Origin of the sequence: Peteryoungia algae (assembly GCF_030369675.1) — a bacterium.
GTDB lineage: Bacteria > Pseudomonadota > Alphaproteobacteria > Rhizobiales > Rhizobiaceae > Allorhizobium > Allorhizobium algae.
Genome location: NZ_CP128477.1, coordinates 49,059 through 71,142 on the forward strand (window position 1 = coordinate 49,059; position 22,084 = coordinate 71,142).

At 59.4% G+C, this 22,084-nt stretch carries 30 protein-coding genes and 1 other annotated feature; of the genes, 18 read left to right on the forward strand and 12 right to left on the reverse strand.

Annotated features, from left to right (window positions below):
- Positions 1 to 80 precede the first annotated feature (80 nt).
- The 8 genes from QTL56_RS00240 to QTL56_RS00275 are packed head-to-tail and all read left to right on the forward strand — an operon-like array spanning position 81 to position 4,103.
- On the forward strand, positions 81 to 620 hold the full coding sequence (locus QTL56_RS00240; RefSeq protein ID WP_245135409.1) for a metallophosphoesterase family protein: 540 nt from the start codon (positions 81 to 83) through the stop codon (positions 618 to 620).
- Positions 617 to 1,039, forward strand: coding sequence for a hypothetical protein (locus QTL56_RS00245; protein WP_245135411.1), 423 nt, complete (start codon positions 617 to 619; stop codon positions 1,037 to 1,039). Before QTL56_RS00240 ends, QTL56_RS00245 begins: the two co-directional genes overlap by 4 nt.
- Positions 1,036 to 1,422, forward strand: a complete 387-nt coding sequence (locus tag QTL56_RS00250; protein ID WP_245135412.1) for a hypothetical protein — start codon at positions 1,036 to 1,038, stop codon at positions 1,420 to 1,422. Before QTL56_RS00245 ends, QTL56_RS00250 begins: the two co-directional genes overlap by 4 nt.
- Positions 1,412 to 2,242, forward strand: a complete 831-nt coding sequence (locus QTL56_RS00255) for a hypothetical protein (protein WP_245135413.1) — start codon at positions 1,412 to 1,414, stop codon at positions 2,240 to 2,242. Before QTL56_RS00250 ends, QTL56_RS00255 begins: the two co-directional genes overlap by 11 nt.
- Entirely contained in the window at positions 2,226 to 2,708 is a 483-nt protein-coding gene (locus QTL56_RS00260) for a hypothetical protein (protein WP_245135415.1), read from the forward strand. Before QTL56_RS00255 ends, QTL56_RS00260 begins: the two co-directional genes overlap by 17 nt.
- A complete protein-coding gene (locus QTL56_RS00265) occupies positions 2,708 to 3,067 on the forward strand; it encodes a hypothetical protein (protein ID WP_245135417.1) in 360 nt (119 codons plus the stop codon). The genes QTL56_RS00260 and QTL56_RS00265 overlap by 1 nt, the downstream gene beginning before the upstream one ends.
- On the forward strand, positions 3,064 to 3,684 hold the full coding sequence (locus QTL56_RS00270; RefSeq protein ID WP_245135419.1) for a hypothetical protein: 621 nt from the start codon (positions 3,064 to 3,066) through the stop codon (positions 3,682 to 3,684). The genes QTL56_RS00265 and QTL56_RS00270 overlap by 4 nt, the downstream gene beginning before the upstream one ends.
- Positions 3,681 to 4,103 (forward strand): hypothetical protein, encoded by a 423-nt coding sequence (locus QTL56_RS00275; protein ID WP_245135421.1) that lies wholly within the window; start codon positions 3,681 to 3,683, stop codon positions 4,101 to 4,103. Before QTL56_RS00270 ends, QTL56_RS00275 begins: the two co-directional genes overlap by 4 nt.
- Here the strand turns inward: QTL56_RS00275 and QTL56_RS00280 are convergent.
- Entirely contained in the window at positions 4,096 to 4,494 is a 399-nt protein-coding gene (locus QTL56_RS00280) for a hypothetical protein (protein WP_245135423.1), read from the reverse strand. The genes QTL56_RS00275 and QTL56_RS00280 overlap by 8 nt on opposite strands.
- Before the next feature lie 576 nt (positions 4,495 to 5,070).
- On the opposite strand from QTL56_RS00280, the gene QTL56_RS00285 reads away from it, so the two are divergent.
- The 3 genes from QTL56_RS00285 to QTL56_RS00295 all read left to right on the forward strand — a co-directional run bounded on the left by QTL56_RS00285 (position 5,071) and on the right by QTL56_RS00295 (position 8,594).
- Entirely contained in the window at positions 5,071 to 5,574 is a 504-nt protein-coding gene (locus QTL56_RS00285; protein ID WP_245135425.1) for a hypothetical protein, read from the forward strand.
- Between the two features lies 1 nt (position 5,575).
- Positions 5,576 to 7,180 carry a site-specific integrase gene (locus QTL56_RS00290; RefSeq protein ID WP_245135428.1) on the forward strand — a complete coding sequence of 535 codons (1,605 nt, stop codon included), beginning with the start codon at positions 5,576 to 5,578 and terminating at the stop codon, positions 7,178 to 7,180.
- A 385-nt stretch (positions 7,181 to 7,565) separates the two neighbouring features.
- A complete protein-coding gene (locus QTL56_RS00295) occupies positions 7,566 to 8,594 on the forward strand; it encodes a LacI family DNA-binding transcriptional regulator (protein WP_229572690.1) in 1,029 nt (342 codons plus the stop codon).
- 382 nt (positions 8,595 to 8,976) lie between these two features.
- Here QTL56_RS00295 and cysN read toward each other — a convergent pair whose 3' ends face one another.
- The 3 genes from cysN to QTL56_RS00310 form a co-directional block, all read right to left on the reverse strand.
- Positions 8,977 to 10,455 (reverse strand): sulfate adenylyltransferase subunit CysN, encoded by a 1,479-nt coding sequence (gene cysN / locus QTL56_RS00300; RefSeq protein ID WP_229572689.1) that lies wholly within the window; start codon positions 10,453 to 10,455, stop codon positions 8,977 to 8,979.
- A 1-nt stretch (position 10,456) separates the two neighbouring features.
- Positions 10,457 to 11,413 (reverse strand): sulfate adenylyltransferase subunit CysD, encoded by a 957-nt coding sequence (gene cysD / locus QTL56_RS00305; protein ID WP_245135429.1) that lies wholly within the window; start codon positions 11,411 to 11,413, stop codon positions 10,457 to 10,459.
- 70 nt (positions 11,414 to 11,483) lie between these two features.
- The gene (locus QTL56_RS00310; RefSeq protein ID WP_245135431.1) at positions 11,484 to 12,230 is read right to left on the reverse strand and encodes a phosphoadenylyl-sulfate reductase; all 747 of its coding nucleotides are present in this window, start codon (positions 12,228 to 12,230) and stop codon (positions 11,484 to 11,486) included.
- 221 nt (positions 12,231 to 12,451) lie between these two features.
- Here QTL56_RS00310 and QTL56_RS00315 point away from each other — a divergent pair, with 221 nt between their 5' ends.
- The gene (locus QTL56_RS00315; protein WP_245135434.1) at positions 12,452 to 12,883 is read left to right on the forward strand and encodes an RrF2 family transcriptional regulator; all 432 of its coding nucleotides are present in this window, start codon (positions 12,452 to 12,454) and stop codon (positions 12,881 to 12,883) included.
- Between the two features lie 90 nt (positions 12,884 to 12,973).
- Here the strand turns inward: QTL56_RS00315 and QTL56_RS00320 are convergent, their stop codons facing one another.
- The 6 genes from QTL56_RS00320 to QTL56_RS00345 form a co-directional block, all read right to left on the reverse strand.
- Positions 12,974 to 13,222 carry a hypothetical protein gene (locus QTL56_RS00320; RefSeq protein WP_245135436.1) on the reverse strand — a complete coding sequence of 83 codons (249 nt, stop codon included), beginning with the start codon at positions 13,220 to 13,222 and terminating at the stop codon, positions 12,974 to 12,976.
- 111 nt (positions 13,223 to 13,333) lie between these two features.
- Positions 13,334 to 13,582: a hypothetical protein gene (locus tag QTL56_RS00325; RefSeq protein WP_245135438.1), complete on the reverse strand. Its 249-nt coding sequence runs from the start codon at positions 13,580 to 13,582 to the stop codon at positions 13,334 to 13,336.
- Between the two features lie 117 nt (positions 13,583 to 13,699).
- Positions 13,700 to 13,948, reverse strand: coding sequence for a hypothetical protein (locus tag QTL56_RS00330; RefSeq protein ID WP_245135440.1), 249 nt, complete (start codon positions 13,946 to 13,948; stop codon positions 13,700 to 13,702).
- A 119-nt stretch (positions 13,949 to 14,067) separates the two neighbouring features.
- Positions 14,068 to 14,316 (reverse strand): hypothetical protein, encoded by a 249-nt coding sequence (locus tag QTL56_RS00335; RefSeq protein ID WP_245135440.1) that lies wholly within the window; start codon positions 14,314 to 14,316, stop codon positions 14,068 to 14,070.
- A gap of 114 nt (positions 14,317 to 14,430) precedes the next feature.
- Positions 14,431 to 14,679 (reverse strand): hypothetical protein, encoded by a 249-nt coding sequence (locus QTL56_RS00340; protein ID WP_245135440.1) that lies wholly within the window; start codon positions 14,677 to 14,679, stop codon positions 14,431 to 14,433.
- Positions 14,680 to 14,781: 102 nt separating this feature from the next.
- Entirely contained in the window at positions 14,782 to 15,021 is a 240-nt protein-coding gene (locus QTL56_RS00345; protein WP_289393335.1) for a hypothetical protein, read from the reverse strand.
- A 557-nt stretch (positions 15,022 to 15,578) separates the two neighbouring features.
- Here QTL56_RS00345 and QTL56_RS00350 point away from each other — a divergent pair.
- From QTL56_RS00350 to QTL56_RS00370, 5 genes are all read left to right on the forward strand, one after another.
- Complete coding sequence (locus tag QTL56_RS00350; protein ID WP_245137780.1) at positions 15,579 to 16,595, forward strand: sulfate ABC transporter substrate-binding protein; 1,017 nt, start codon at positions 15,579 to 15,581, stop codon at positions 16,593 to 16,595.
- Positions 16,596 to 16,741: 146 nt separating this feature from the next.
- Positions 16,742 to 16,797, forward strand: a sequence feature (sul1 is cis-regulatory element that is thought to sense ions involved in sulfur or methionine metabolism; They are found in Alphaproteobacteria).
- A gap of 75 nt (positions 16,798 to 16,872) precedes the next feature.
- Positions 16,873 to 18,360, forward strand: a complete 1,488-nt coding sequence (locus tag QTL56_RS00355) for a SulP family inorganic anion transporter (RefSeq protein WP_229576743.1) — start codon at positions 16,873 to 16,875, stop codon at positions 18,358 to 18,360.
- Positions 18,361 to 18,492: 132 nt separating this feature from the next.
- Positions 18,493 to 18,867 carry a DUF6152 family protein gene (locus QTL56_RS00360; RefSeq protein WP_229576742.1) on the forward strand — a complete coding sequence of 125 codons (375 nt, stop codon included), beginning with the start codon at positions 18,493 to 18,495 and terminating at the stop codon, positions 18,865 to 18,867.
- Between the two features lie 4 nt (positions 18,868 to 18,871).
- Positions 18,872 to 19,342 carry a DUF6644 family protein gene (locus QTL56_RS00365; protein ID WP_245137779.1) on the forward strand — a complete coding sequence of 157 codons (471 nt, stop codon included), beginning with the start codon at positions 18,872 to 18,874 and terminating at the stop codon, positions 19,340 to 19,342.
- A 114-nt stretch (positions 19,343 to 19,456) separates the two neighbouring features.
- Positions 19,457 to 19,828 carry a hypothetical protein gene (locus tag QTL56_RS00370; RefSeq protein ID WP_245137778.1) on the forward strand — a complete coding sequence of 124 codons (372 nt, stop codon included), beginning with the start codon at positions 19,457 to 19,459 and terminating at the stop codon, positions 19,826 to 19,828.
- Positions 19,829 to 19,884: 56 nt separating this feature from the next.
- Here the strand turns inward: QTL56_RS00370 and QTL56_RS00375 are convergent, their stop codons facing one another.
- Complete coding sequence (locus QTL56_RS00375) at positions 19,885 to 20,478, reverse strand: TetR/AcrR family transcriptional regulator (protein WP_245137777.1); 594 nt, start codon at positions 20,476 to 20,478, stop codon at positions 19,885 to 19,887.
- A 71-nt stretch (positions 20,479 to 20,549) separates the two neighbouring features.
- Between QTL56_RS00375 and bdcA the strand changes: the two genes are divergently transcribed.
- Positions 20,550 to 21,263, forward strand: coding sequence for an SDR family oxidoreductase (bdcA, locus tag QTL56_RS00380; protein ID WP_245137776.1), 714 nt, complete (start codon positions 20,550 to 20,552; stop codon positions 21,261 to 21,263).
- Positions 21,264 to 21,333: 70 nt separating this feature from the next.
- On the opposite strand, the gene QTL56_RS00385 is transcribed toward bdcA, so the two are convergent.
- Entirely contained in the window at positions 21,334 to 21,984 is a 651-nt protein-coding gene (locus QTL56_RS00385; RefSeq protein WP_245137775.1) for a DUF2161 domain-containing phosphodiesterase, read from the reverse strand.
- Between the last annotated feature and the right edge of the window lie 100 nt (positions 21,985 to 22,084).

Below are 22,084 nucleotides of genomic sequence, written 5' to 3' on the forward strand. Positions count from 1 at the left end.
AAACCTATGACGCTTACCGCGTTCTCATCGGCTAGCAGCCGGTGCCTAGGATTTATTGCGATTTCAAAGGGACCTTCATCATGGCGTATACCCAGCACTATTTCACCGCCGACACCCATTTTGGCCATTCGAAAATGCTCGACTTTCGTCCGTTCGTTTCAACGGATGAAATGGATCAGTTCATCATTAACGCCTGGAATTCGGTCGTTCGACCGCACGATGTCGTTTGGCATCTCGGCGATTTCAGCTGTCACGATGTCGCCAGAACGAAACAGATTTTTGACAGGCTCCCCGGCCGTAAAAGGCTGATCCTCGGCAATCATGATCTCCACCATGGAGAGATCAGGAAATCCCTTTGCGACCTCGCCTGGGACCAAACACCCACCCACTACGCCGAAGTCAAACAGGGTGGCGAACGCGTCATCCTGCACCACTACGCCATGCGCACATGGGCGGCATCCGTTCATGGCTCCTGGCACCTGTACGGTCATTCACACGGTCGCCTGCCTGCTTACGGACGTTCCCGGGATTGTGGTGTCGATTGCTATGACATCAGCTATGCGCCGCAGACTTTCCAACAGCTGACGGCAGGAATGCGTGAAGCGGAGGTTGTGTCGTGAAACGAGAAATTGTTGACCAGTTGATGGCGGATTTTCCATTCTACGCCGATCTTCGCCTCTTGGTCTTGCCTGACGGTTGGACTGATATCGTGAGCGATCTGTTCCGTGATCTCTACGATCTCCAAAAGCTGTCTCCTGGCTTTATGGATTGCGATCTGCCTATCCAAATAGTCGCCATCACTTGGCACCTCTACCCTTCGACGGGATACGTCATCTATGCGCGTCCTCTGGCACATCATCGCCACTGGACTGGAGAAATGGCGCTGCGGCTGGTGCAGATCGTCAGTCGCTTCAATGACCGCTCCCGACACACTTGCGAAGTGTGTGGTGACCAGTCCGTCGGCACCTTGAAATATCAAGATCACCGTCGCCAGGAACTCTTGTGCCAAACGCACATGGAAGAAAGGCGTTGGTCATGAGCCCGGAACAGATCGATTTTCTCAAAGATGAGTATCCGCATTTCTGGGATGAAAAGCTGACATCCCTGCCTGCTGGGCATTGGAATCTCATTGCGAGGCTCTGCCATCAGTGCGCTCTGATCGCTGTTGATCATGGTGATACGCAGCCCTGGGTCACACTGCATTTCGAGCGGCTTCCCGATGGACTTTTCAGAGCCTATGCCGCGCCGCTGGTGGATTTCGAGCGATGGACTGACGGCAGCGCTTTGGCGCTCATCATCGCCGTCCAGTTCTTCAATGATCGTCAGCATTCCACCTGCGAGGTCTGTGGTTTGCCTGGAGACCGCCACTGTATCTCGCCGGATTTTTGCGCTGACAAACCGGAGAAGTGGAATGCGCAGTGAGGGTCTGATCGAGGCACAGCGCAAGGCAATGCAGGCAGCATCCCAGTTGAATTTGAAGGTCGAGACGGAAGTGAACGCGGCGATGAAACCTGAGAATGTCGAGCGTATCCGGGCTGCACACCCCGACCTTTATGACCCGTCTATTGCTTCGCTGCCGGATGGTTGGACAGAAGCTGTGAAGGTATTTTTGGAGGAGTTCGAGGCCCTTGGTGAAGGCATGATGTCACCTGGTGATGTCAGTTTTGAACGCACCAATAGCGGCCTCAAAGCCCATATCTTCGCAAATCCCGAAATGAAATGGACGCCCAGGAAAAGTTGGGAGCTGCTGAAATGGCAGCGGGTTCTCTACAAATCCGTGCGCGACGTATGTGAGTGGTGCGGTAAGCTCGACGCTCAACCGGTCCAGCTCGGTGAGCGTGTGACCTTCTTCCTGTGTCAGCAGCATAGAACATCGGCCGAGGAAAAACTGACGGCTCAGGTCCAGGCATTCGACGCGCGAGTCCGCTTTCGCGAAGAAGTCTCAGTCCTTTTCCAAGAGCGCTCTACCGTCTGGCTGAACGTCTCCGATCACAATACGCCGATCCTCCGCAAAGCTCTGACCGACATCAAAAAGATCGTCGTAGATCGTGACCTGATCGGGAAAATCTACGTCACCAAAATCACTGAATCGGAGGGGCAGCTTTTCCTTTCGGTCAGGTACGATCAGGCCGTGGATATGGCTAGTCGTCTAGATGTGGATGACATCATCCACCACGCCCAGCGGCTCTCCGACGAAGCTTCACTGAAAGCGAATAGGGGAGGCCATGGCGATGACGCATGATGAGTATGTCGCCTACATCCGAGAGCGCTATGCCGCCCTCTTTGACCCGAATAACAGCGACGGCGATTGGCAGTATCTGATCACCATCAATAGAGGCTGGTGGCCGCTGCTGACCGATTTCTGCGAGCAGCTTGAAGGTGTGCTCCGTCACCACGGCGAGATCGGTCGTTGGTACATCCGGCAGGTGAAGGAGAAGTTTGGCGAGTTACGAATTTACGTCAGACCGGCACCCTACGAGCGCCTGGATATCGATGGTTTTGCCAAATGGGTCGACGACATCGATCCGTCTGCACCGACGCCCGTCACTGAAATGATCGGCATCATCAAAGAGCAAGTTATCGGCCGCGCTGCTCACATCTGTGAAGAATGCGGAGAGCCAGGCGAGATGCGCGTTGTGGAAGGATGGTACGGCGTCTGCTGTGACAAGCACCATGCTGAATGGATCGCGCGAATGGCGGCTCGATAATGGTGATGACGCAGGAACAGATGGAGGAGCGTCGACGACAAGTTGCCGTGTTCGATGGTGATGTGGATCGCGCTCGATCTGGCTATCACGTGGGAGAAGGTTGGCATGCGATCCTCGATGATCTAGTCCGCGAATTCGCCAAAATCGACGACCTCGGTTTCCTGTCGGCTCACGAAAAGTGGGGAGGGCTGAGGGTCTCTTATCTCTATCCCGGGGACCGCTCTGACGATGTCGAAGCAATTGTCAAACGTGCGTCCCACCGAGCACAGGAGACGTGCTGGTATTGCGGTCAGCCTGGAAAACTTAAGCAGGAACGCTGGTGGCGTGTCCGCTGTGATGAGCATTGGAGCCCAAAATGAACGACAACATCCCGTCAGAATTCAAAGCAGGATTTTTCGCCGACAGGTCCCGTGACTGGATCGAGCTTTTTCAAACGGTCCAGAAAGAGCACGAGATCGATATTCGATCTTGGGCCGATGCTTTTCTCAATTTTCATCCGGTCGAACATCAGCGCACAGTTGAAGCCATCAAGGCATGGGCTGATCTGCTGCCGTGGTCACCTGAATATCAGGGCGAAGAGCAAGCGCGTATGGCTGTCCGGATGGCCATTACAATGCAGCTGGCTTATGGGCGTGACCGGCACCTAACACCTCTGCAGGTTTACCGTCTGCAGCATCCGACTGAGCCCGACGAGGGCACGTCTATGGACCTGGCGAAACAGATCGAGACCGAATGCAAACCATTTTTGGACCCGGACCTCAAGCTCGACGGCACCGACCTGGAGCTAGCCGACATCCACCGGAAACTGCTTGCTGTTGACCAGGCTATTGGCGGGCACCACGAGGTGAGATTTCGGCTGCGGCGGCGCGGCTATGAGATCGCCATCGACACGACACTGGCTTCAACCGTAGATGAAATAAAGCGGGACGCAATCATCGCTGAGATCGAGATGATCATGCGAGGAGAGCACGTTTGATCGCGAACGATAATCGGATCAACGGGCGAACTGTCGACTACACGAAAGCGCTCGAATTTCTGGCGCATCATATGATGGCACCCGGCTGCCGGGTAGTGCTCGATGAACTACAGTTCGAGGTCTTGAAAGCTTACCTTGGGCACGTTCAGGCTGTTGGTGACGATACCAATTTCGGCCTGGAGATGTGCGTCGACTATCGAGATTCTGAGGATACCGGTGGCTACAGCGTCAGCTGGGACAACGACGGCACAGCACTCCAAGATGACCTGATCGACGCGATAATGGTAGATATGGTGCAAAACCTTGGCTTCGTCGCAGGCTCTATTTTCCGCGAAGGCCACATCACTGATCTCGCCGATATAGATGGCAGGATCGCGGAAATTCGCGAGAGAGTGGCTGCCAAACACGGCCTCAGTTAATCGCCCGCCGCCAGGATGCCGGTCGCCGCAGCTCCTGTGGAACCTCTCCACCGTCCAACACCAGCCCTATTACCTCCGCCTGGCGCGCATCTTCCGCTGGATCGGGCTCCGGCTTGTCCACATCATAAGCTCTTATCAGCTCGTAAAATGTGCCGACGTAATCGATCCCTAGCGCGATCATGACATCATCGCGGTCGACGTCCTGCGAGGCATAATAGCGCTCGATCCAGTCAACGAGAACTTCGTCACCATGTCGATCACGTATATCCTGGATGTCTGCCTTATAGTCGTCTCGGACCCTGTCTCGTTGAAACTCTGTCATAGGAAAAATTTCCTTTTCCGGCCAACGAACTGCAGCTGCACACTCGATGAAAAGCAGTTGAGTGAGCATACCATGGAGCCCATCAGAGAACCAGAATTGTGGACGGAAGAGGTGACGCAGCGACTGATCAACTTGGCCAAATCAGGGCTGACGGCGAAGCAAGTTGGCGCTGAGATGAGCCGCACGTACAGTTCCATTGCATCCAGAGCCAGTAGGATCGGTCTTACATACAAAGGGAACAAGCGGAACCGTATCGCGGACGTGTCGTCTCAGAATGAACGTGCATGTCTTATATGTGAATGGCCTATGATATCTACCGGTCGAGGGCTCCGTGTTTGCGACCCGTGTAAAGAGACACAAGAGTGGCGGTCTGGTCCGTAAATCAGTGCGCCTGTAGAAACCTATTTCATCTCTCGCAAAACGAGAAATTCCGCTAAAATTCTAGTTAAATTAGCAAGGCGTTGTTTTCCCTCCGGGAACGACGCTTTGTTAGGTTCCTCTAATGTTACATTTTTCCTCAAAACAGGCCAGGTGGGGAAAATAGTAACATAAATCTGGATGGATTTTGCTTTCTGAATCAATGGTCTAGCATCCACGTATGTCGGCAACTATCTTTCTGTCCCGTTAACTTTTTCGGATTGAAAGATGGATTTGGAAATGCAGGAGGCACTGCGATCCGCCGCAGAATTTAAGGCCCGAATGAACAGGCTGAACGTGGGTCTGGCGTCATTGAGAGAGCACTTCAAACGCGTGCCGGTCAATGATCATACGCCTGTTCCGATCAAGCGGGCTCACTGCCATCCAGTGCTCGGAGGTGTCCTTTATAAGGATGCAAAGATGGACGTGCCGGGTCCCAATTTTGGCGTCTCGTCTCTGCGACGAGCGGCCAAGTGCGGTGAGCTGGAGACGATGTGGACCGGCGGTAATCAGCTGGTGACTGGTGCGGCTCTGAGGACCTGGATCGCTGGACAGAGCACGATGAAAGACAAAAAGTCTGCCGTCCCAACCAACGATTATGTTCCGCCACGTCAGCGCACCCTTCATGAGAAAAGCCTTGAAGACGCAGCTATGGATCGAGCAGCAAACGCTTTCGCCGCTATCGATAAGATGATGATGAAGAGCAAGAGCCAGAAGAAGAAGGGCCGCTAAGATGGGAAGAAAGTCCGACGGAATCCGCGCCTGGTATGACGAAAAGGCGAAGAAATGGCATATCCGTGATCCGTATCCTGATGCTCCGAGAGCTAAGTTCAGCCTTGGCTTTGGTAAGGATGGTCCGCCTGACGACCCGAATTATAAGGATCGAGCTGCGGAAGAGGTGAGGCTTTACAAGCTCCGCAAGCAGGCCGGAAACAATGCGCTTCTGTTAAATCAGCCGACTGACCAGGTGCTAATCGCGGATATCATTGCCCTCTATATCGAGAAGCGCATCACGAAGTGGGTGAAATCGAAAGAGTACAAGACACCGATTTCGCGTCCGGACGAGGTCAAACACCGCTTGAAAATCGTTCTGTCGTTTTTCAAAGGGGCGACTCTCAGCGCAGTCACGAGAACTAACTGCGAAGCATTCGGCGATTACCTGCATAAGAGGGAAATCGCACGAGCACGCGCGCTATATGACATCCAGATGAAAATCTATTCGGAGAAATTAGAGGTCTATCAGAAGAAGGTCGACGCTCGTAAAAAGTTCATTGCTGACCTGAAGGAGAGGGGATGGAACCGTGTGCTGCCGCCCCTACGCAGCAAGCCGCCAACACCATTACCCCCGTTTAATCCGGACGACATTGAACGGCGGCCTTCTGCTTCCAGACGCTATCTCGAAGACCTTCAGGCAGCTATCAAGTGTGCCGTGCTCTACGACGTGATCAAGCACCGCGTCACTGTGCACTTACCTCCCAAATATGACCCTCGGAAAGCCAGCTTCTCGATCAATGACATTAAGGAGATGTACCGTCATGCCTTTTTCTTCAAAGGCATGGGCTGGGTCGATGGTAAGCCTGTTAAAGGCCTCTTCACACGACGACATCTGGCACGTTTCATGTTCGTTTCAGGCGTCACCGGGTCCAGAAAGGATCGTGTGGAAAGGGTCGGTTTCGTCGATGACGGAGAGAGCCCCTGGGTGGAACTCTGGCAGACCACTGAGGCGCGCATCCATAACGTCACAGGGGTGGAATACACTCGCACGGTATGGAATGGCATTTACCACCGCCGAGGTGACGACGAAATCGAGTATGGAACGAAACTCGCGCCGTCAGTTCCGCTCGCCAGCGGAGTGGCTGCTATCTTCGCGAAGTGGCGCGAGGCTGGCATCAAGTACCCATGCGCTTACCCATACGGTCGATATGGGAAAGAAGAGCCTGGTGACGTTGGTGACGGGATGAGGGCGATCTTTGACTATTTCTTTGGCGGAGAGAATGACGCCGTTGTGCATACATTCCGGCATACCGTAGCCACTCATCTGTGTGCCGAGGGTAAGCTCCCGTTTCCCGCAATCGCTGCTTATCTCGGTATGTCTCTGGAGACATTGATCCGCATCTACGCAAAATTCCGAGATCAGGATTTGGAGAAGGTTGCTGCGGTGATCGGTAGTTCTTCGTTCCACGACTTCAACTCCAGGGTGTCTGGAACGAAGGGAGTAAGGACTAAGAACGGCCGACAGAAATCGACAGAAATCGACAGAACGAAACAGAACGAGAATTCACCAAACGAAACCAAAGCGGACAAAAAGCGAATGAATTCAAGGAGTGGCGTAATATGAGCAGGTGTTCGCGGCTCTGCCGGGACACGTTCGGGACGTGGGGGTCGGATGTTCGAATCATCTCACTCCGACCAGCTTAAATCCCCGACCAATCCCCTGTTGCAAAAAGACTTTCGCTCTCCTGAGGGCGAGCGGCCGCCGCTGGCGGCTCGTCCATGCAGACGGGGATGAACTTCAGAAATTGGTATCTGCCACAAACAGTGATGCTGAACACGCACCACTCGACCGCCCGATTTCTCCGATGACGGCCTGCAAACCATTGCTGCAACAAGAAGATTAGGTTATCTTGAATTGTTGTCGGGGCACTCGGCGTTGGACGATACGATAGGCGCCTGATCCACCGAAAAAATGAAATCCAACCGGTTCGGAGGATATGACGCCAGGAATGAGAAAGCGTCGACAGCGTCAGGACAAGGTCACCCTGTCCGATGTGGCGCAGAACGCCGGTGTCAGCGCGATCACCGTCTCGCGGGCGCTGCGCGATCCGGAAAAAGTCTCCCCGCATCTGCGTGATACGATCCTCAGGATTGTCGAAGAGATGGGCTATGTGCCCGATCTCGCCGCCCGGGCGCTCGCCAGCAAGAACAGCGGCCTCGTCGGCGTCATTTCCCCCGGTCTCGCCAGTCACGTCTTCGTCGCTGTCATCAGGGGCATCGAGGATCGCGTCCGGTCCTCCGACCTTCGCATCCAGTATGCGAGTTCCGACAGCAACAGCGAGGATCAGCTCCGGCAATTGCGTTTCTTTGTCTCGCAGAACCCGGCGGGGCTGATCCATGTCGGTCAGATGCCGGATCCTGCCATCGACGAGCTTCTCCGATCCGCGCCCTGTCCCGTTGTGGAAATCATGGATATCAGCCGGCCGCCCTCCGACATGGTGATCGGCATCGATCACCGGCTGGCAGCGGAGACGGCCACCCGTCATCTGATCGCGAAGGGTTATCGTCGCATCGCCATGCTGGGCAGCGGCTCGGATTTCCGCGCCCGTCGCCGCTTGGAAGGCTATCAGACGGTTCTGGAAGAGGCGGGCCTGTTTGACCCGGCGCTGGTCCTGTCGGTCGACAGCAGCAGCAGTGTCGGCCTCGGCTGCGAACTGCTCGAACGGCTCAAGAGTGAGCATCCCGACGCCGATGCCGCCTTCTGTCAGAACGACGATATTGCGCTCGGCGCGCTCTTCGAATGCCAGCGCCGCGGATTGTCCGTTCCGACTGAGTTCGGCATATGCGGTTTCAACGATCTTGAATATGCGGGTTTCGCCTTCCCGGCCATCACCTCGGTGCGTGTCCCCCGCTATGAAATCGGTTACCGCGCCGCCGACACGATCATTCGTGCCGCCGGTAGCGGCATGCCCCCGCCGACCTTGGTCGATCTCGGCTTCCAGCTCATCGAGCGCGGCTCGACCGCCCGCGAAGGGTGAGTTTGCCGAGGGGCAAGCGCGCGCACCTCTTCTGGCACGACGACAATCCGCCGTCCGAGTGAACGGCACACGTGGCTTCGCACCCGCGTCGAGGGCAGCCGTTCGGTCTGGAAGCGGCGAGTTCCGCCCGAAGATCAAGCAAGCCCCGCACGGTGGCCATTGCATGCGCTCAGCCGATAGACATGCAGACAGACAGGGTCCCGCGATCGGCAGCGTCCGCGATCTCGCGGTCCTCCCGTATCGCCGATCAGCGCCGCCTTCAGTATGTCCGCAAAGGGCTTCACCTGCCTTGTGGGATGCACACCCGGCCGGCCCATGGCATCAACGAATAAAAACGGCCCGCGCAAGGCGGGCCGCTTCGGGTCGGCGTCGCGATGCCGTCTCAGCCGTCGATGTCGTCCAGAAGCGCACGCGCGATGGCCGTGGTCACGCGGCGTGTCTCCACCTCGTCGCGACGGCTGGCGAGCAATTCGGTTGCCAGCAGTTGTTCGGCGAGATCGGATGGCAGCGACAGGATCACGCGGCCCTCATGGGCGTTCAGCCCGCCGAGCTCGGTGCGCTTAGCCGTGATCATGCCGCCGGCGACCGTGTTGTTGGTATCCGGATCGATCAGGATGAAGGCGCCGGTGCCGCGGTTCACGTCGTAGGGGTCGAAGATCGCGGCCTCGTCGAAGGCGAGCTGCACCTTGCCGATCGCATTCATCTGCAGCATCTCGGCCGGCTGCCACTTGCCCGACTTGAGGTCGAGCTGCTGTGCCGGCTCTACCTGCACACGCTGGCGGCGTGAGCCGGCCTTCAGCCAGTAGCGCTTGCCGGGCACGATGCCGTCAGGCTGCAGCGCCACGATCTGGGCGTCGAAGGCAAGGCCCGTCTGCGGCTGGGCATCGAGCGAGACGATCATGTCGCCACGCGCCACGTCCACCTGCCGGTCGAGCACCAGCGTGATCGCGTCACCCGCGACGGCGGCGTTGCGCACCAGGTCGAAGGTGACGATCTGCTTGACGTTCGCGACCTGACCGGAGGGCAGGATGGCGACGCTGTCGCCGGGCTTTACCGCACCGCCGGCGACCGTGCCCTGATAGCCGCGAAAACTTTCGCCCGGACGCGAGACGCGCTGGACGGGCAGGCGGAAGCCGGTCGACTGGCCGGAGCGCAGCGTGGCCAGCTCCAGCGTCTCGACCAGGGTCGGGCCTTCGTACCATGGGATGACCGAGCGTGCCGAATAGACGACGTTTTCGCCCTTCAGCGCCGACATCGGGATCGCGGTCACCTGGCGCACGCCGAGCGAGAGAGCCAGTGCCTTGAAATCATTGCTGATCTGGTCGAACACGGCGCGGTCATAGGCGACCAGGTCGAACTTGTTGACCGCCAGCACGAACTGCTTGATGCCCATCAGCGAGGCAATGGTGGCATGGCGGCGGGTCTGCTCGAGCAGGCCGGCACGCGCATCGACCAGCAGGATGGCGAGATCCGCCGTCGAGGCACCGGTCGCCATGTTGCGGGTATACTGCTCGTGGCCGGGCGTGTCGGCGACGATGAAAGAGCGTCGGTCGGTGGCAAAATAGCGATAGGCGACATCGATGGTGATGCCCTGTTCGCGCTCCGCCTGCAGACCGTCGAGCAGCAGCGCGAAATCGGGCAGGCCGAGATCGTTCTGCTGGCCCGAGTCACGGCGCAGCGTCACCGCCTGGTCTTCCTTGACCGCCTTGGTGTCCCAGAGCAGGCGACCGATCAGCGTCGACTTGCCGTCGTCGACAGAGCCGCAGGTGATCAGACGCAGCGGGCGGCTGTCGCGCGTGGCCGGTGCTGTGTCAGCCTCGGGAGCGGGGGAGGCGAGGGCGGTGTTGGCAACTGCAGTCATCTCAGAAATATCCTTCGCGCTTCTTCTTTTCCATCGATCCGGCCTGATCGCGGTCGATGGCGCGGCCCTGGCGTTCGGAGACGGTGGCGATTTCGAGTTCGGCGATCACCTCGTCGAGCGTGGTCGCCTGCGAGCGGATGCCGCCGGTCAGCGGCCAGCAACCGAGCGTGCGGAAACGCAGCATGCCTTCCTGGATCTGCTCGCCGGGCAGCGCCTCGAAGCGCGGATCTTCGGCCCACATCAGCATGCCGTCGCGCTCCACATACTTTTGGCTCTTCGCATAGTAGAGCGGCGGCAGTTCGATGTTTTCGGCCTGGATGTAGCGCCAGATGTCGACTTCGGTCCAGTTCGACAGCGGGAAGGCCCGTACGCTCTCGCCGCGGCGGACCATGCCATTATAGATGTTCCACAGCTCCGGCCGCTGGTTGCGCGGATCCCATTTGTGATCGGGCGTACGGAAGGAATAGATGCGCTCCTTGGCGCGGGAGGCCTCCTCGTCGCGCCGCGCACCGCCGAAGGCCGCGTCGTATTTGCCGGCATCCAGCGCCTGGCGCAGTGCTTCTGTCTTCATCACGTCGGTATGATGGGACGAGCCATGGCTGAAAGGGCCGATGCCCTCTTCCTTGCCGCGCGGATTGGTGTGCACGATGAGATCAAGGTCGAATTTTTCCGCCGTCGCGTCACGGAACGCGATCATTTCCGGAAACTTCCAGCCCGTGTCGACATGCAGCAGCGGGAAAGGCACGCGACCGGGGAAGAAGGCCTTGCGCGCGAGATGCAGGAGGACGGACGAATCCTTGCCGATCGAATAGAGCATGACCGGCTTTTCAAACTCGGCCGCCACTTCGCGGAAGATGTAAATGGCTTCGTTCTCAAGCGCCTTCAGATGCGGATCAAGCGGCGGCTTGGTGACGGGATCCTTGGAATGCGGATCGAATTCGGAGGCGTGTACGTGCATGGTCTTCTTTTCTTTCCCGGGGCTGTGGCCCGAAATCTCTGTCTTGCTGCGCGCGGGATCGTGCCAGCCGTCAGGCCGGCGTCGGGATCGCGGATGAAGCGGCTTCCGGAACATGCAGCCCGCATTCCCGCTTTTCGTCATTCTCCCACCACCAGCGGCCGGCGCGTTCCGGCTCGCCCGGCTTGATCGCCCGGGTGCAGGGTTCGCAGCCAATAGAGGGGTAGCCTTTGCGGTGCAGCGGATTGGTCGGAACGCTCTCGGCCTCGACATAGGCGTTGATGTCGTCGAGCGACCAGTCGGCCAGCGGGTTCACCTTGATCAGGTCACGCTCGGCGTCATATTCGGCAAAGGGCGTGGCCGCCCGATTGCCGGATTGGGAGCGGCGCAAGCCCGTGATCCAGAAGCGGGCGCCGGCAAGCGCCTCCGCCAGCGGAACCAGCTTGCGCACATGACAGCAGGCATGCCGGGCTTCGACGCTTTCATAAAAGCCGTTCAATCCGTATCTCGCCGCATAGGCATCGATATCGTCTTGGCTGGGATGAAACCGCTTGATCGCGATGCCGAAGCGGTCCTCGGTCTCGGAGATCAGGTCGACAGTTTCCTTGAAAAGGCGACCGGTCTCGAGCGTCGACACGTCGATCGGCAGACCGGATAGTCCGATCGCAGCCGTGATCACCTGGTCCTCGATGCCGAGCGAGGTGGTGAAGACGGCGCGGCCGTCGAGGCCGGCGACGATGCGGAGGCGTTCGGTGAGGTTTGCCGATGCGAGTTGCTGGTCCAGTGCTCTGGCCAGGTCTGTGGAAGTGTCTACAGTCATCTTGGGGTCCCTGCTCAGTCTCGCCATTATCTGGCAAGAGCAGCGGTGCGGACAGAAATCGACGTTCGCCGAGCCGCAGACAAAGAGCAAATATCTCTCTCCTATGCGCTAATCGCGGCAATTCGTCCTGCGTCTCGGAAATGGCCCTTGGAACGACTGGTTGAAGTGCGCTATGGCCGGAACCAAGATTTTGGAACGGTTCTGGCAGGCGCTGACGATCGATGATCACACAGAAAGCCAAATATGCGCTGAGGGCGCTGACGCTTCTCGCCCGCGCCGAGCCGGGTGAGCCGATCCAGATTCCCGACATCGCCGACAAGCAGAAGATCCCGAAGAAATTCCTCGAGCAGATCATGCTCGACCTGAAACGCGGCGGCATGGTCGAAAGTCGACGGGGCAAGCAGGGGGGCTATCTTCTCCTCAGGCCGGCAAGCGACATTACCTATGGTGAGGTGTTGCGGCTGATCGATGGTCCCGTGGCACCTTTGCCCTGCCTGTCGCTCACCGCCTATCGCCGCTGCGAGGATTGCGACGGCGAGACCGACTGCGAAATCCGCCGCGTCTTTGCGCGCGTTGCCGATGAGACCCGGGCCGTACTGCTCTCCACGAGCCTCGCGGATGCCGCAGGCGAGGTGGCCGAACGTCCTCACTGAACGGGCCGGGCGGAAGGTCTTTCACAACGTCCCTACAAACGAAAAAAGGCCCCGGGGCCGAAGCCCCGAGGCCCACCACGCACCCTTGGATCAGGAAGCGTTGGAAACCGTGCGGTTGACGAGGGTCACCGACTTGTCGGCATTGACCTTGTAGATCTCGTGGACGTCGCGGCCGTCACCGTTTGCAAACGTGTGGAAGAAGGTCGAACCAACAGGTGCCTTTTCCAGCTGAACAGTGGCGTTGTCATAGGTGATCGAACCCGGGATCGGCTGGACGGAGGCGAAAGCGGCCGAGCCGGCTGCGAAGGTGATCAGGGCGGCAGAGATGATGGTCTTCATGGTGATATTCCTTTGTGCGTTAGTTTGGCGGTGGCTCGGGGCGGTGGAAAAGGCCGAGCCTGCCGCTGGAGGTCTTTGCGTCTTGGGAGGCGCTATGTTGATCGCTTCGGATTACGAGGCGTTGGAAACCGTGCGGTTGACGAGGGTCACCGACTTGTCGGCATTGACCTTGTAGATCTCGCGAACGTCGCGGCCGTCACCGTTTGCAAACGTGTGGAAGAAGGTCGAACCAACAGGTGCCTTTTCCAGCTGAACAGTGGCGTTGTCATAGGTGATCGAACCCGGGATCGGCTGGACGGAGGCGAAAGCGGCCGAGCCGGCTGCGAGGGTGATCAGGGCGGCAGAGATGATGGTCTTCATGGTGATATTCCTTTGTGCGTTGGGTTGGCGGCGACCCGGTTGAGGGAAGGGGGAGAGGGGAACCGGGCCGGCCGCCGAAGGGTGCGTCTTGGGAGGCGCTTTGTTGATCGCTTCGAATTACGAGGCGTTGGACACCGTGCGGTTGACGAGGGTCACCGACTTGTCGGCATTGACCTTGTAGATCTCGCGAACGTCGCGGCCGTCACCGTTTGCAAACGTGTGGAAGAAGGTCGAACCAACAGGGGCCTTTTCCAGCTGAACAGTGGCGTTGTCATAGGTGATCGAACCCGGGATCGGCTGGACGGATGCGAAAGCGGCCGAGCCGGCTGCGAGGGAGATCAGGGCGGCAGAGATGATGGTCTTCATGGTGATATTCCTTTGTGCGTTGGGTTGGCGGCGGCTCGGTTGGGGCGGGGGAGAGGGGCCGAGCCAGCCGCCGAAGGGTCTTTTGCGTCTTGGGAGGCGCTATGTTTGATCGCTTCGAATTACGAAGCGTTGGACACCGTGCGGTTGACGAGGGTCACCGACTTGTCGGCATTGACCTTGTAGATCTCGCGAACATCGCGGCCGTCACCGTTTGCAAACGTGTGGAAGAAGGTCGAACCAACAGGTGCCTTTTCCAGCTGAACAGTGGCGTTGTCATAGGTGATCGAACCCGGGATCGGCTGGACGGAGGCGAAAGCGGCCGAACCGGCTGCGAGGGAGATCAGGGCGGCGGAAATGATGGTCTTCATGGTGATATTCCTTTGTGCGTTAGTTTGGCGGTGGCTCGGGGCGGGGGAGAGGGCCGAGCCGGCCGCCGAAGGGTCTTTTGCGTCTTGGGAGGCGCTATGTTTGATCGCTTCGAATTACGAGGCGTTGGATACCGTGCGGTTGACGAGGGTCACCGACTTGTCGGCATTGACCTTGTAGATCTCGCGGACGTCGCGGCCGTCACCGTTTGCAAATGTGTGGAAGAAGGTCGAACCAACAGGGGCCTTTTCCAGCTGAACAGTGGCGTTGTCATAGGTGATCGAACCCGGGATCGGCTGGACGGAGGCGAAAGCGGCCGAACCGGCTGCGAGGGAGATCAGGGCGGCGGAGATGATGGTCTTCATGGTCGGAGTTCCTTATCTTGAATTGAGTGACACGCTGCGTGTTCAGCTCATGATTGTATGTCTGGGTAGAGTTTCACCCGGGATTTAGAATCGTCTCTTGCGTCAGTCGTTCGACATGGAACGGGAAACGATCGATACGGTCCTGTCTGCATTCACCTGGTAGATCTCGCGGACCTCGGATCCACCGGTGTAGAAGGTATGAAAGAAGTTCGAACCGGTCGGGGCCTGTTCGAGCCTCGGCTGCGCACCGCCATAGGTGATGGAGCCCGGGATTGGCTCTACCGCGAAGGCGGCCGATGTGCCTGCGAGGGTTGTGAGGAGTGCTGCTGCGATGAACTTCATTGTCGTTGTGCCTTGAGAACCTTGTTCAATCGAACTGTGCGGTTCGATGATGTAGATTTGGCGCAGACGGCTGCGGATTACAATACCCCATTGCGCACAATCGAACTGATTGGTTCGGTTGGTGTACCCGGTATACGGAGAGGCACTTGAAATTTGTCCTATTGAAATCAGCGGTTTAGGCTGTGTTTTGGCTGTCATTTAACTATGACATAGAACGATTATTTTTTATTTCTCTCACCCTTTTGTGACTGCTGCTTGACTGTCCAGACCCCGATCGGGGCGTCGCAGGCGACCGCGGGTGGCCCCTGTGCGGCGGCAATCGGTCTTTCGTCCCGATATTTCAAGAAGCCTGCTCGCGGCCCTCCGCGCAAAATTCGGACGTTCCGCCATTCCAACAATCTGCGGAAGCTTTGTCCTCCATGTCGATGCTCGGCAGAACGCCTGTCGCGCCAGCCCCGGGGGCACGGGAAACGCTTTTGCGAACGCATGGATCCACGTTGACTAAGACGACTTGTCAGGTAGTCTTAAATCGTTAACGCCAGAGAGGAGGCACAGACATGAAGTGCATTGGGAAAAATCTTGCGGCGTTTCTTATCGGCCTGGGCCTGTCCACCGGCCTCGTGCTGCCGGCAGGCGCCACGGAGCTCCTGAACGTTTCCTATGATCCGACGCGCGAGTTCTATGCCGAATTCAACACGGTCTTTGCCAGGCACTGGCAAACCGAGACCGGCGAGACCGTGACGGTGAGCCAGTCGCATGGCGGTTCCGGCCGCCAGGCCCGCGCCGTGATGGAAGGCCTCAAGGCAGATGTCGTCACACTCGCCCTGCAGAGTGACATAGACATTATCGCAGAGCGGTCAAAGCTGATCGCCGCGGACTGGCGAGCCCGTCTGCCGAACAGGTCGTCCCCCTATACGTCGACCATCGTGTTCCTGGTGCGCAAGGGCAATCCCAAGGGCATCAAGGACTGGGGTGACCTGGTGAAGGGGGACATCCAGATCGTCACGCCCAATCCGAAGACCTCGGGCGGTGCACGCTGGAACTATCTCGCCGCCTGGGCCTGGGCCAACAAGAAGTTCGGCGGTGATCAGCAGAAGATTGGCGAGTATATCGCCGAGATCTACCGCCGCGCGCCGGTGCTTGATACCGGCGCACGCGGCGCGCTGACGAGCTTTGCCCAGCGCGAAATCGGCGACGTACTGATTTCCTGGGAAAACGAGGCCTATCTCGCCGGCAGGGAATTTGGCGCAGACCAGTTCGAGATCGTCACCCCGTCGCTGTCGATCCTCGCCGAACCGCCGGTTGCCGTCGTCGATGTCAATGTCGACGAGAAGGGCACCCGCAGGGAGGCGGAAGCCTATCTGAACTACCTCTATTCGGCAGAGGGCCAGGCGCTCGCCGCCAAGCATTTCTACCGCCCCTCGCGGCCGGATCTCGTGGCCGCAGGCTCCGGTCCCGAATTGCCCAGGCTCGATCTCGTCACCATCGACGATCCACTCTTCGGCGGCTGGGCTAAAGCTCAGCAGGAGCATTTCGGCGAAGGTGGTATCTTCGACCGGATCTACCGCCCCTGACGGGTGGCACCTCCCAAGGGTAAGGAAGGCGGTTCCGAAGGGGCCGCCTTCCTTGTTTTTCGGCAGAGTCGGACAAGACGATCTTGCCTTCCAGCCGACGCCTATTGTTGCGCTGCGGCATGTTTTGAGCTACAGACCCTCATCCACAAGGACCCGGTGAAAATCCGGGTGGCTCTTCTGGCCGCCGATCCGCCAGACAACACAGCAACGCAACCCATTACTTCTTTTCTGGCCCGGGACCCGCTCGGACCGTTGCAACAACTGTGAAAAATCAACAATGCAAACTCTTATCAATTACCGCCGCGAGTGGTTCTCCAACATCCGTGGCGACATCCTTTCCGGCATCGTCGTGGCGCTGGCCCTCATCCCCGAAGCGATCGGCTTTTCCGTCATTGCCGGCGTCGATCCCAAGGTCGGCCTTTATGCCTCCTTCGCCATCGCCTGCGTCACCGCCTTTGTCGGCGGCCGGCCCGGCATGATTTCGGCTGCCACTGCCGCGACTGCCGTGATCATGGTGACCTTGGTCAAGGAACACGGCCTGCAATATCTTTTCGCCGCCACGATCCTGATGGGCATCATCCAGATCCTCGCCGGCTTCCTGAAGCTCGGCCGGGTCATGCGCTTCGTCTCGCGCTCGGTCATCACCGGCTTCGTCAACGCACTCGCCATTCTCATCTTCATGGCGCAGCTCCCCGAACTGATCGGCGTGCCGGGCATGACCTATGCGATGATCGCCGGCGGCCTCGCGATCATCTACCTCTTCCCCTATGTGACGAAGGCCATCCCGTCGCCGCTGGTCGCCATCGCGGTCCTGACCACGCTTGCCTGGTGGACGGGCATGGACCTGCGCACCGTTGGCGATCTCGGTGAACTGCCCTCGACGCTGCCGGTCTTCCTGCTGCCGGATGTGCCGCTCACCCTTGAGACGCTGCAGATCATCTTGCCCTATTCGCTCACTCTCGCTGCCGTCGGCTTGCTCGAGTCCTTGCTGACCGCGCAGATCGTTGACGACATGACGGATACGCCCAGCAACAAGAGCCAGGAATGCATCGGTCAGGGCACGGGCAACATCGCCTCCGCCATGATCGGCGGCATGGGCGGTTGCGCCATGATCGGCCAGTCTGTCATCAACATTACCTCCGGTGGCCGCGGGCGCCTGTCGGCCTTCGTCGCCGGCGCCTTTCTGCTCTTCCTGATCGTGGTGCTCGACGATCTCGTCCGCATCATCCCCATGGCAGCCCTCGTCGCCGTCATGATCATGGTCTCGATCGGCACCTTCTCCTGGCGCTCGATCCTCGATGTGAGCCGCAATCCCTGGCCATCCACGGTCGTGATGCTGGCAACCGTCGTGACAGTCGTTGCGACCCACGATCTCGCCAAGGGCGTCATCGTCGGCGTACTCCTGTCCGGGATCTTCTTTGCCGGCAAGGTGGCCAAGCTGTTCAGCGTCAGCCGCCATGCCGACGGGGCGTCCGGCACGGTCACCTACCGGGTCACGGGCCAGATCTTCTTCGCCTCGGCCGAGAGCTTCATCCACGCCTTCGATTTCGCCGACGTGGCAGACAAGGTGGTGATCGACGTGACCACCGCCCATCTCTGGGACATCACTGCGGTCGGCGCGCTCGACAAGGTCGTGCTGAAATACCGCAAGGCTGGCGTCGAGGTCGATGTTCTCGGCTTCAACGAGGCGAGTGCCGACATGGTCGATCGTTTCGCTCTGCACGACAAGGACGAGCGGCTTGCCGCAAGTGCTGCCCTGCACTGATTTGAAGCAGACCGGGCGCCGGAAATTCGGCGCCCTTTTTCGACGTCACCATTCAATCAAGCAAAGGTGACGTCGAAAAACCGGATGGGTGCACTAGTCTTGCAGGGAGTGCCCACAGTCCGGAGAAAGATCATGAACCGCTTACTCTCCTTGTCTGCCCTGGCAGGCGTCGCTCTGTGCGCCGGTGCGGCCATGGCCCATCACGGCTGGTCCTGGGCCGAGGCCGACCAGATCGACCTGACCGGCAAGATCACCGCGATCTCCTTTGCCCCGCCGCATCCGACGCTCGAACTCGACACGGCCGATGGCGGCTGGCGCATCGAACTCGGCAATCCGAACCAGACCCAGCGATCCGGCTTTGTCGAAGGCGTGGTTGCTGTCGGCGATGAGATCACCGTGCGCGGCAATCGCTCGCTCGATCCCGCGGAGAAGCGGCTGAAGGCCGTGCGTGTCATCGTGGCGGGCAAGAACTACGATATCTATCCCAGTCGCATCGTGACGAACTGACTGCATGGACTGGCTGGCGGCTCTCGGCGAGACACCTGTGGCCCAGGCGCTGATGCGCTGGCCGGTGCTCTACATCTTCGTCAATGCCAGCCACATCCTCTCGCTTGGCATGCTGGTCGGGGCGAGCGTCATCCTCGATCTGCGCCTGCTCGGCGCCTTCGCCCGCCTGCCGCTGGCGGAGACGCTGACCGTCCTCTCGCGGATCGCAGCGGTCGCTCTGGGGTTTGCGGTGCTGACCGGCGCGCATCTCTTCTCCGTGCGTCCGCTGGACTATGCAACCAACACCGCTTTCCTCATCAAGATCGTGCTCGTTCTTCTTGGCACGGCCAATGCCCTTGCTGTCCACCGATCGCGCGACTGGCAGGCGATGGTGGCCGGCGCGCCCGCGACGGCGCTGCTCCGTCTGGCGGCGCTGGCCTCGCTTGTCTTCTGGCTGGGAGCGTTGCTTGCCGGGCGCTGGATCGGGTTTCTCTGAGTGCAACCGCTTCGGGATCTCTCCCCTGGATCCGCCGGAAAATGACGATTGTCAGTATCTTTGCACCGGGCCGAAGCAATGGTACTCTCCCTTCGTTGTTCGGGGGATTTCAACATGCCACAATTATCTGTCTGGTATTTCCGTACGGCCATTCTCTTTCTGATCGCCGGCATCTGTCTCGGCCTGTACATGTCGATCACGCACCAGTTTGAGGCGACCGGTGCGCATGCCCATATCAACCTGCTCGGCTGGGTCACCATGGCGATCTTCGGCATCTACTACGCATTGAACCCGGTCCAGGCCGCGAGCCGGATCGCCAAGATCCAGTACATGCTCTACACGATCGGCATTCTGGTCATGGCACCATCGCTCTTCCTGATGCTGACCGGCAATCCGGCCCTGGAACCCGTCGTGGCGATCTCCTCGCTGGTGACGTTTTCCGGCGTCCTGCTGTTTGCCATGATCCTGTTTACGCGCAAGGCGTGAGCAGGATCGGTACGGCGTAGGCCACACTTGGGGCTCGACGGCTGGGTTGGTGAGACCTAGTCGTCGATAGTCTGTGCAACCGCCTGTCCCGCGATCCTTGCGATCGCCATGAGCCGGTCGAGGGAAAGCCCCGCGCGGGCCTTGGCCGACATTCCGGTCATGGTCGCGCCGACGAAATCCGCCACTTCGCTGGCCTTGTCCGGATGTCGTGCGGCGACATAGTCAAGGATGGCCTCTTCTGCACCGCGCTGTAGGGCACAGGCGGCTGCTCGCGCGTCCGGGTCGTCCGATCGGACACCTTCCACCACCATACATCCCGTTGCGTCCGGATTGCCCGCATACCGGCGCGCCGCATCCTCGAGCACAGCTGTAAGGCACGCGGCCACCGGCTCGTCCGGCCGCAACAGTTCGGCAAGCGGGATGGCCTCGGTTGCCGTGTAACGGTCCAGGACGCGCGCATAGAGCCCCATCTTGCTGCCGAAGGCGGCGTAGAAACTCGGCGGGTTGATGCCGAGGGCCGTCGTGATGTCGGCCACGCTGACCGCGTCATACCCACGACCGTGGAAAAGTTGCTGAGCAACGGCGATCGCCTCTTCCGGGTCGAAGCGGCGCGGTCTGCCGCGTGGCCGGATATTTTTTGTATCAGTCATTACAAAAAGCCTTGAAGCTGAGAAATCAATATTTATGTAGTGCTCGTTAGGTAACCACTCAAGGAGCGAACATGTCCAAGTTTATAGGAAAATCAGTGCTGGTGCTCGGCGGCAGCCGCGGGATCGGCGCGGCCATCGTCCGGCGCTTCGCAGCCGATGGCGCAAATGTCACCTTCACCTATGCCGGATCGAAGGCTGCGGCCGAGCAATTGGCGGCCGAGACTGGCAGTACGGCAGTTGTCACCGACAGTGCCGACCGTGAGGCCGTGGTCCAACGGGTTCGCGAAAGTGGTCCGCTGGACATCCTCGTGGTCAATTCCGGTATCGGCGTTTTCGGCGATGCGCTGGACCAGGATCCCGATGTCATAGATCGGCTTTTCCAGATCAACATTCACACGCCCTATCACGCCTCTGTGGAAGCGGCGCGACAGATGCCCGAGGGCGGCCGTATCATTGTGATGGGGTCGGTCAACGGTGATCGAATGCCTGTTCCCGGCATGGCGTCCTATGCAGTCAGCAAATCCGCCCTGCAGGGTCTCGCTCGTGGGCTGGCACGCGATTTCGGTCCGCGCGGCATCACCATCAATGTCATCCAGCCAGGGCCGATCGATACGGATGCCAATCCGGAGAACGGGCCGATGAAGGATCTGATGCACAGCTTCATGGCCATCAAGCGCCACGGCCGCCCGGAAGAGGTCGCCGGCATGGTTGCCTGGCTGTCTGGCCCGGAAGCCAGTTTCGTCACGGGGGCCATGCACACGATTGACGGTGCATTCGGCGCCTGATCGGCCATCACAAGGGGCGCCCCCCGGGCGCCCCGGTTGGAGCGCGGTCATTGATACGCTGGTTGTCAGGTCACACGTGCCGCCACCGCGCCAGCGCCTCTTGACCCACAGGGGTCAAGCCATAGACACCGCGCTCCACCCGCTCGAACCAGCCATAGACATTGCCCTGCAGGATCTTGGCCGCCTCAGGCACCTGCGCCCGGACCTCCCGCACCATGAGCGGACCCGATGCGAGCGCCGAAGCGCAGCCGAGCGCCTGCTGGCGATAGGCCGTCATGAGCGGTGTCCTCGTGCTGCCGCCCACCGCAGGATCGCCCTTGCGCCGCTGGTGTTCGCGCATCAGCCGTGAGCGCCGTTTCGGATTGGTGCGGGGCATGGGCGTGACCGAACCGACGATGACGCTGACCTCGCCGGCATCGGATATGCCGAGCATGCCGATCCCCAGCCGTCGGCAGAGATCGCGGTAGCGTTTGTCGCTCTCGCGCCCCTTGCCCTTGGCCGAGACACGCCCCGCGATCCAGACTTCGTCGGCGACAGAGGCGCGATCGACAGCCTGCAGGATGAGTTCGAGATTGAAGTTGAGCTTGAGCTCGCAGACCACGAGCACAGGCGGATCCTCATCGTTCAGGCCGACGAGATCGCAGCCGCCGATCTCGCCCTTGACGCTGTAGCCGGCCTTTTCCAGGAAGGCCTTGACCGGCAGGTAGAGTGAAGTTTCCATGGACCTGCCAGAGTTTGGAAGGAGATGCCCGACAACTACTGCGATTTTCCGGCGTGTGACACCCGGCGCGGCTGCTATTCGGCGAAAAACTGCCCGGATA

Bases quoted from the DNA above. Each gene is read 5' to 3' on its own strand.
- QTL56_RS00370 (WP_245137778.1), top strand. From the start codon at position 19,457: ATGCCACAATTATCTGTCTGGTATTTCCGTACGGCCATTCTCTTTCTG.
- QTL56_RS00265 (WP_245135417.1), top strand. From the start codon at position 2,708: ATGGTGATGACGCAGGAACAGATGGAGGAGCGTCGACGACAAGTTGCC.
- bdcA (WP_245137776.1), top strand. From the start codon at position 20,550: ATGTCCAAGTTTATAGGAAAATCAGTGCTGGTGCTCGGCGGCAGCCGC.
- QTL56_RS00280 (WP_245135423.1), bottom strand. From the start codon at position 4,494: ATGCTCACTCAACTGCTTTTCATCGAGTGTGCAGCTGCAGTTCGTTGG.
- QTL56_RS00290 (WP_245135428.1), top strand. From the start codon at position 5,576: ATGGGAAGAAAGTCCGACGGAATCCGCGCCTGGTATGACGAAAAGGCG.
- cysN (WP_229572689.1), bottom strand. From the start codon at position 10,455: ATGACTGCAGTTGCCAACACCGCCCTCGCCTCCCCCGCTCCCGAGGCT.
- QTL56_RS00385 (WP_245137775.1), bottom strand. From the start codon at position 21,984: ATGGAAACTTCACTCTACCTGCCGGTCAAGGCCTTCCTGGAAAAGGCC.
- QTL56_RS00320 (WP_245135436.1), bottom strand. From the start codon at position 13,222: ATGAAGACCATCATCTCTGCCGCCCTGATCACCTTCGCAGCCGGCTCG.
- QTL56_RS00255 (WP_245135413.1), top strand. From the start codon at position 1,412: ATGCGCAGTGAGGGTCTGATCGAGGCACAGCGCAAGGCAATGCAGGCA.
- QTL56_RS00365 (WP_245137779.1), top strand. From the start codon at position 18,872: ATGGACTGGCTGGCGGCTCTCGGCGAGACACCTGTGGCCCAGGCGCTG.
- QTL56_RS00325 (WP_245135438.1), bottom strand. From the start codon at position 13,582: ATGAAGACCATCATCTCTGCCGCCCTGATCACCCTCGCAGCCGGCTCG.
- QTL56_RS00345 (WP_289393335.1), bottom strand. From the start codon at position 15,021: ATGAAGTTCATCGCAGCAGCACTCCTCACAACCCTCGCAGGCACATCG.
- QTL56_RS00360 (WP_229576742.1), top strand. From the start codon at position 18,493: ATGAACCGCTTACTCTCCTTGTCTGCCCTGGCAGGCGTCGCTCTGTGC.
- QTL56_RS00330 (WP_245135440.1), bottom strand. From the start codon at position 13,948: ATGAAGACCATCATCTCTGCCGCCCTGATCTCCCTCGCAGCCGGCTCG.
- QTL56_RS00285 (WP_245135425.1), top strand. From the start codon at position 5,071: ATGGATTTGGAAATGCAGGAGGCACTGCGATCCGCCGCAGAATTTAAG.
- QTL56_RS00250 (WP_245135412.1), top strand. From the start codon at position 1,036: ATGAGCCCGGAACAGATCGATTTTCTCAAAGATGAGTATCCGCATTTC.
- QTL56_RS00295 (WP_229572690.1), top strand. From the start codon at position 7,566: ATGAGAAAGCGTCGACAGCGTCAGGACAAGGTCACCCTGTCCGATGTG.
- cysD (WP_245135429.1), bottom strand. From the start codon at position 11,413: ATGCACGTACACGCCTCCGAATTCGATCCGCATTCCAAGGATCCCGTC.
- QTL56_RS00240 (WP_245135409.1), top strand. From the start codon at position 81: ATGGCGTATACCCAGCACTATTTCACCGCCGACACCCATTTTGGCCAT.
- QTL56_RS00270 (WP_245135419.1), top strand. From the start codon at position 3,064: ATGAACGACAACATCCCGTCAGAATTCAAAGCAGGATTTTTCGCCGAC.
- QTL56_RS00335 (WP_245135440.1), bottom strand. From the start codon at position 14,316: ATGAAGACCATCATTTCCGCCGCCCTGATCTCCCTCGCAGCCGGTTCG.
- QTL56_RS00310 (WP_245135431.1), bottom strand. From the start codon at position 12,230: ATGACTGTAGACACTTCCACAGACCTGGCCAGAGCACTGGACCAGCAA.
- QTL56_RS00355 (WP_229576743.1), top strand. From the start codon at position 16,873: ATGCAAACTCTTATCAATTACCGCCGCGAGTGGTTCTCCAACATCCGT.
- QTL56_RS00315 (WP_245135434.1), top strand. From the start codon at position 12,452: ATGATCACACAGAAAGCCAAATATGCGCTGAGGGCGCTGACGCTTCTC.
- QTL56_RS00375 (WP_245137777.1), bottom strand. From the start codon at position 20,478: ATGACTGATACAAAAAATATCCGGCCACGCGGCAGACCGCGCCGCTTC.
- QTL56_RS00340 (WP_245135440.1), bottom strand. From the start codon at position 14,679: ATGAAGACCATCATCTCCGCCGCCCTGATCTCCCTCGCAGCCGGTTCG.
- QTL56_RS00350 (WP_245137780.1), top strand. From the start codon at position 15,579: ATGAAGTGCATTGGGAAAAATCTTGCGGCGTTTCTTATCGGCCTGGGC.
- QTL56_RS00260 (WP_245135415.1), top strand. From the start codon at position 2,226: ATGGCGATGACGCATGATGAGTATGTCGCCTACATCCGAGAGCGCTAT.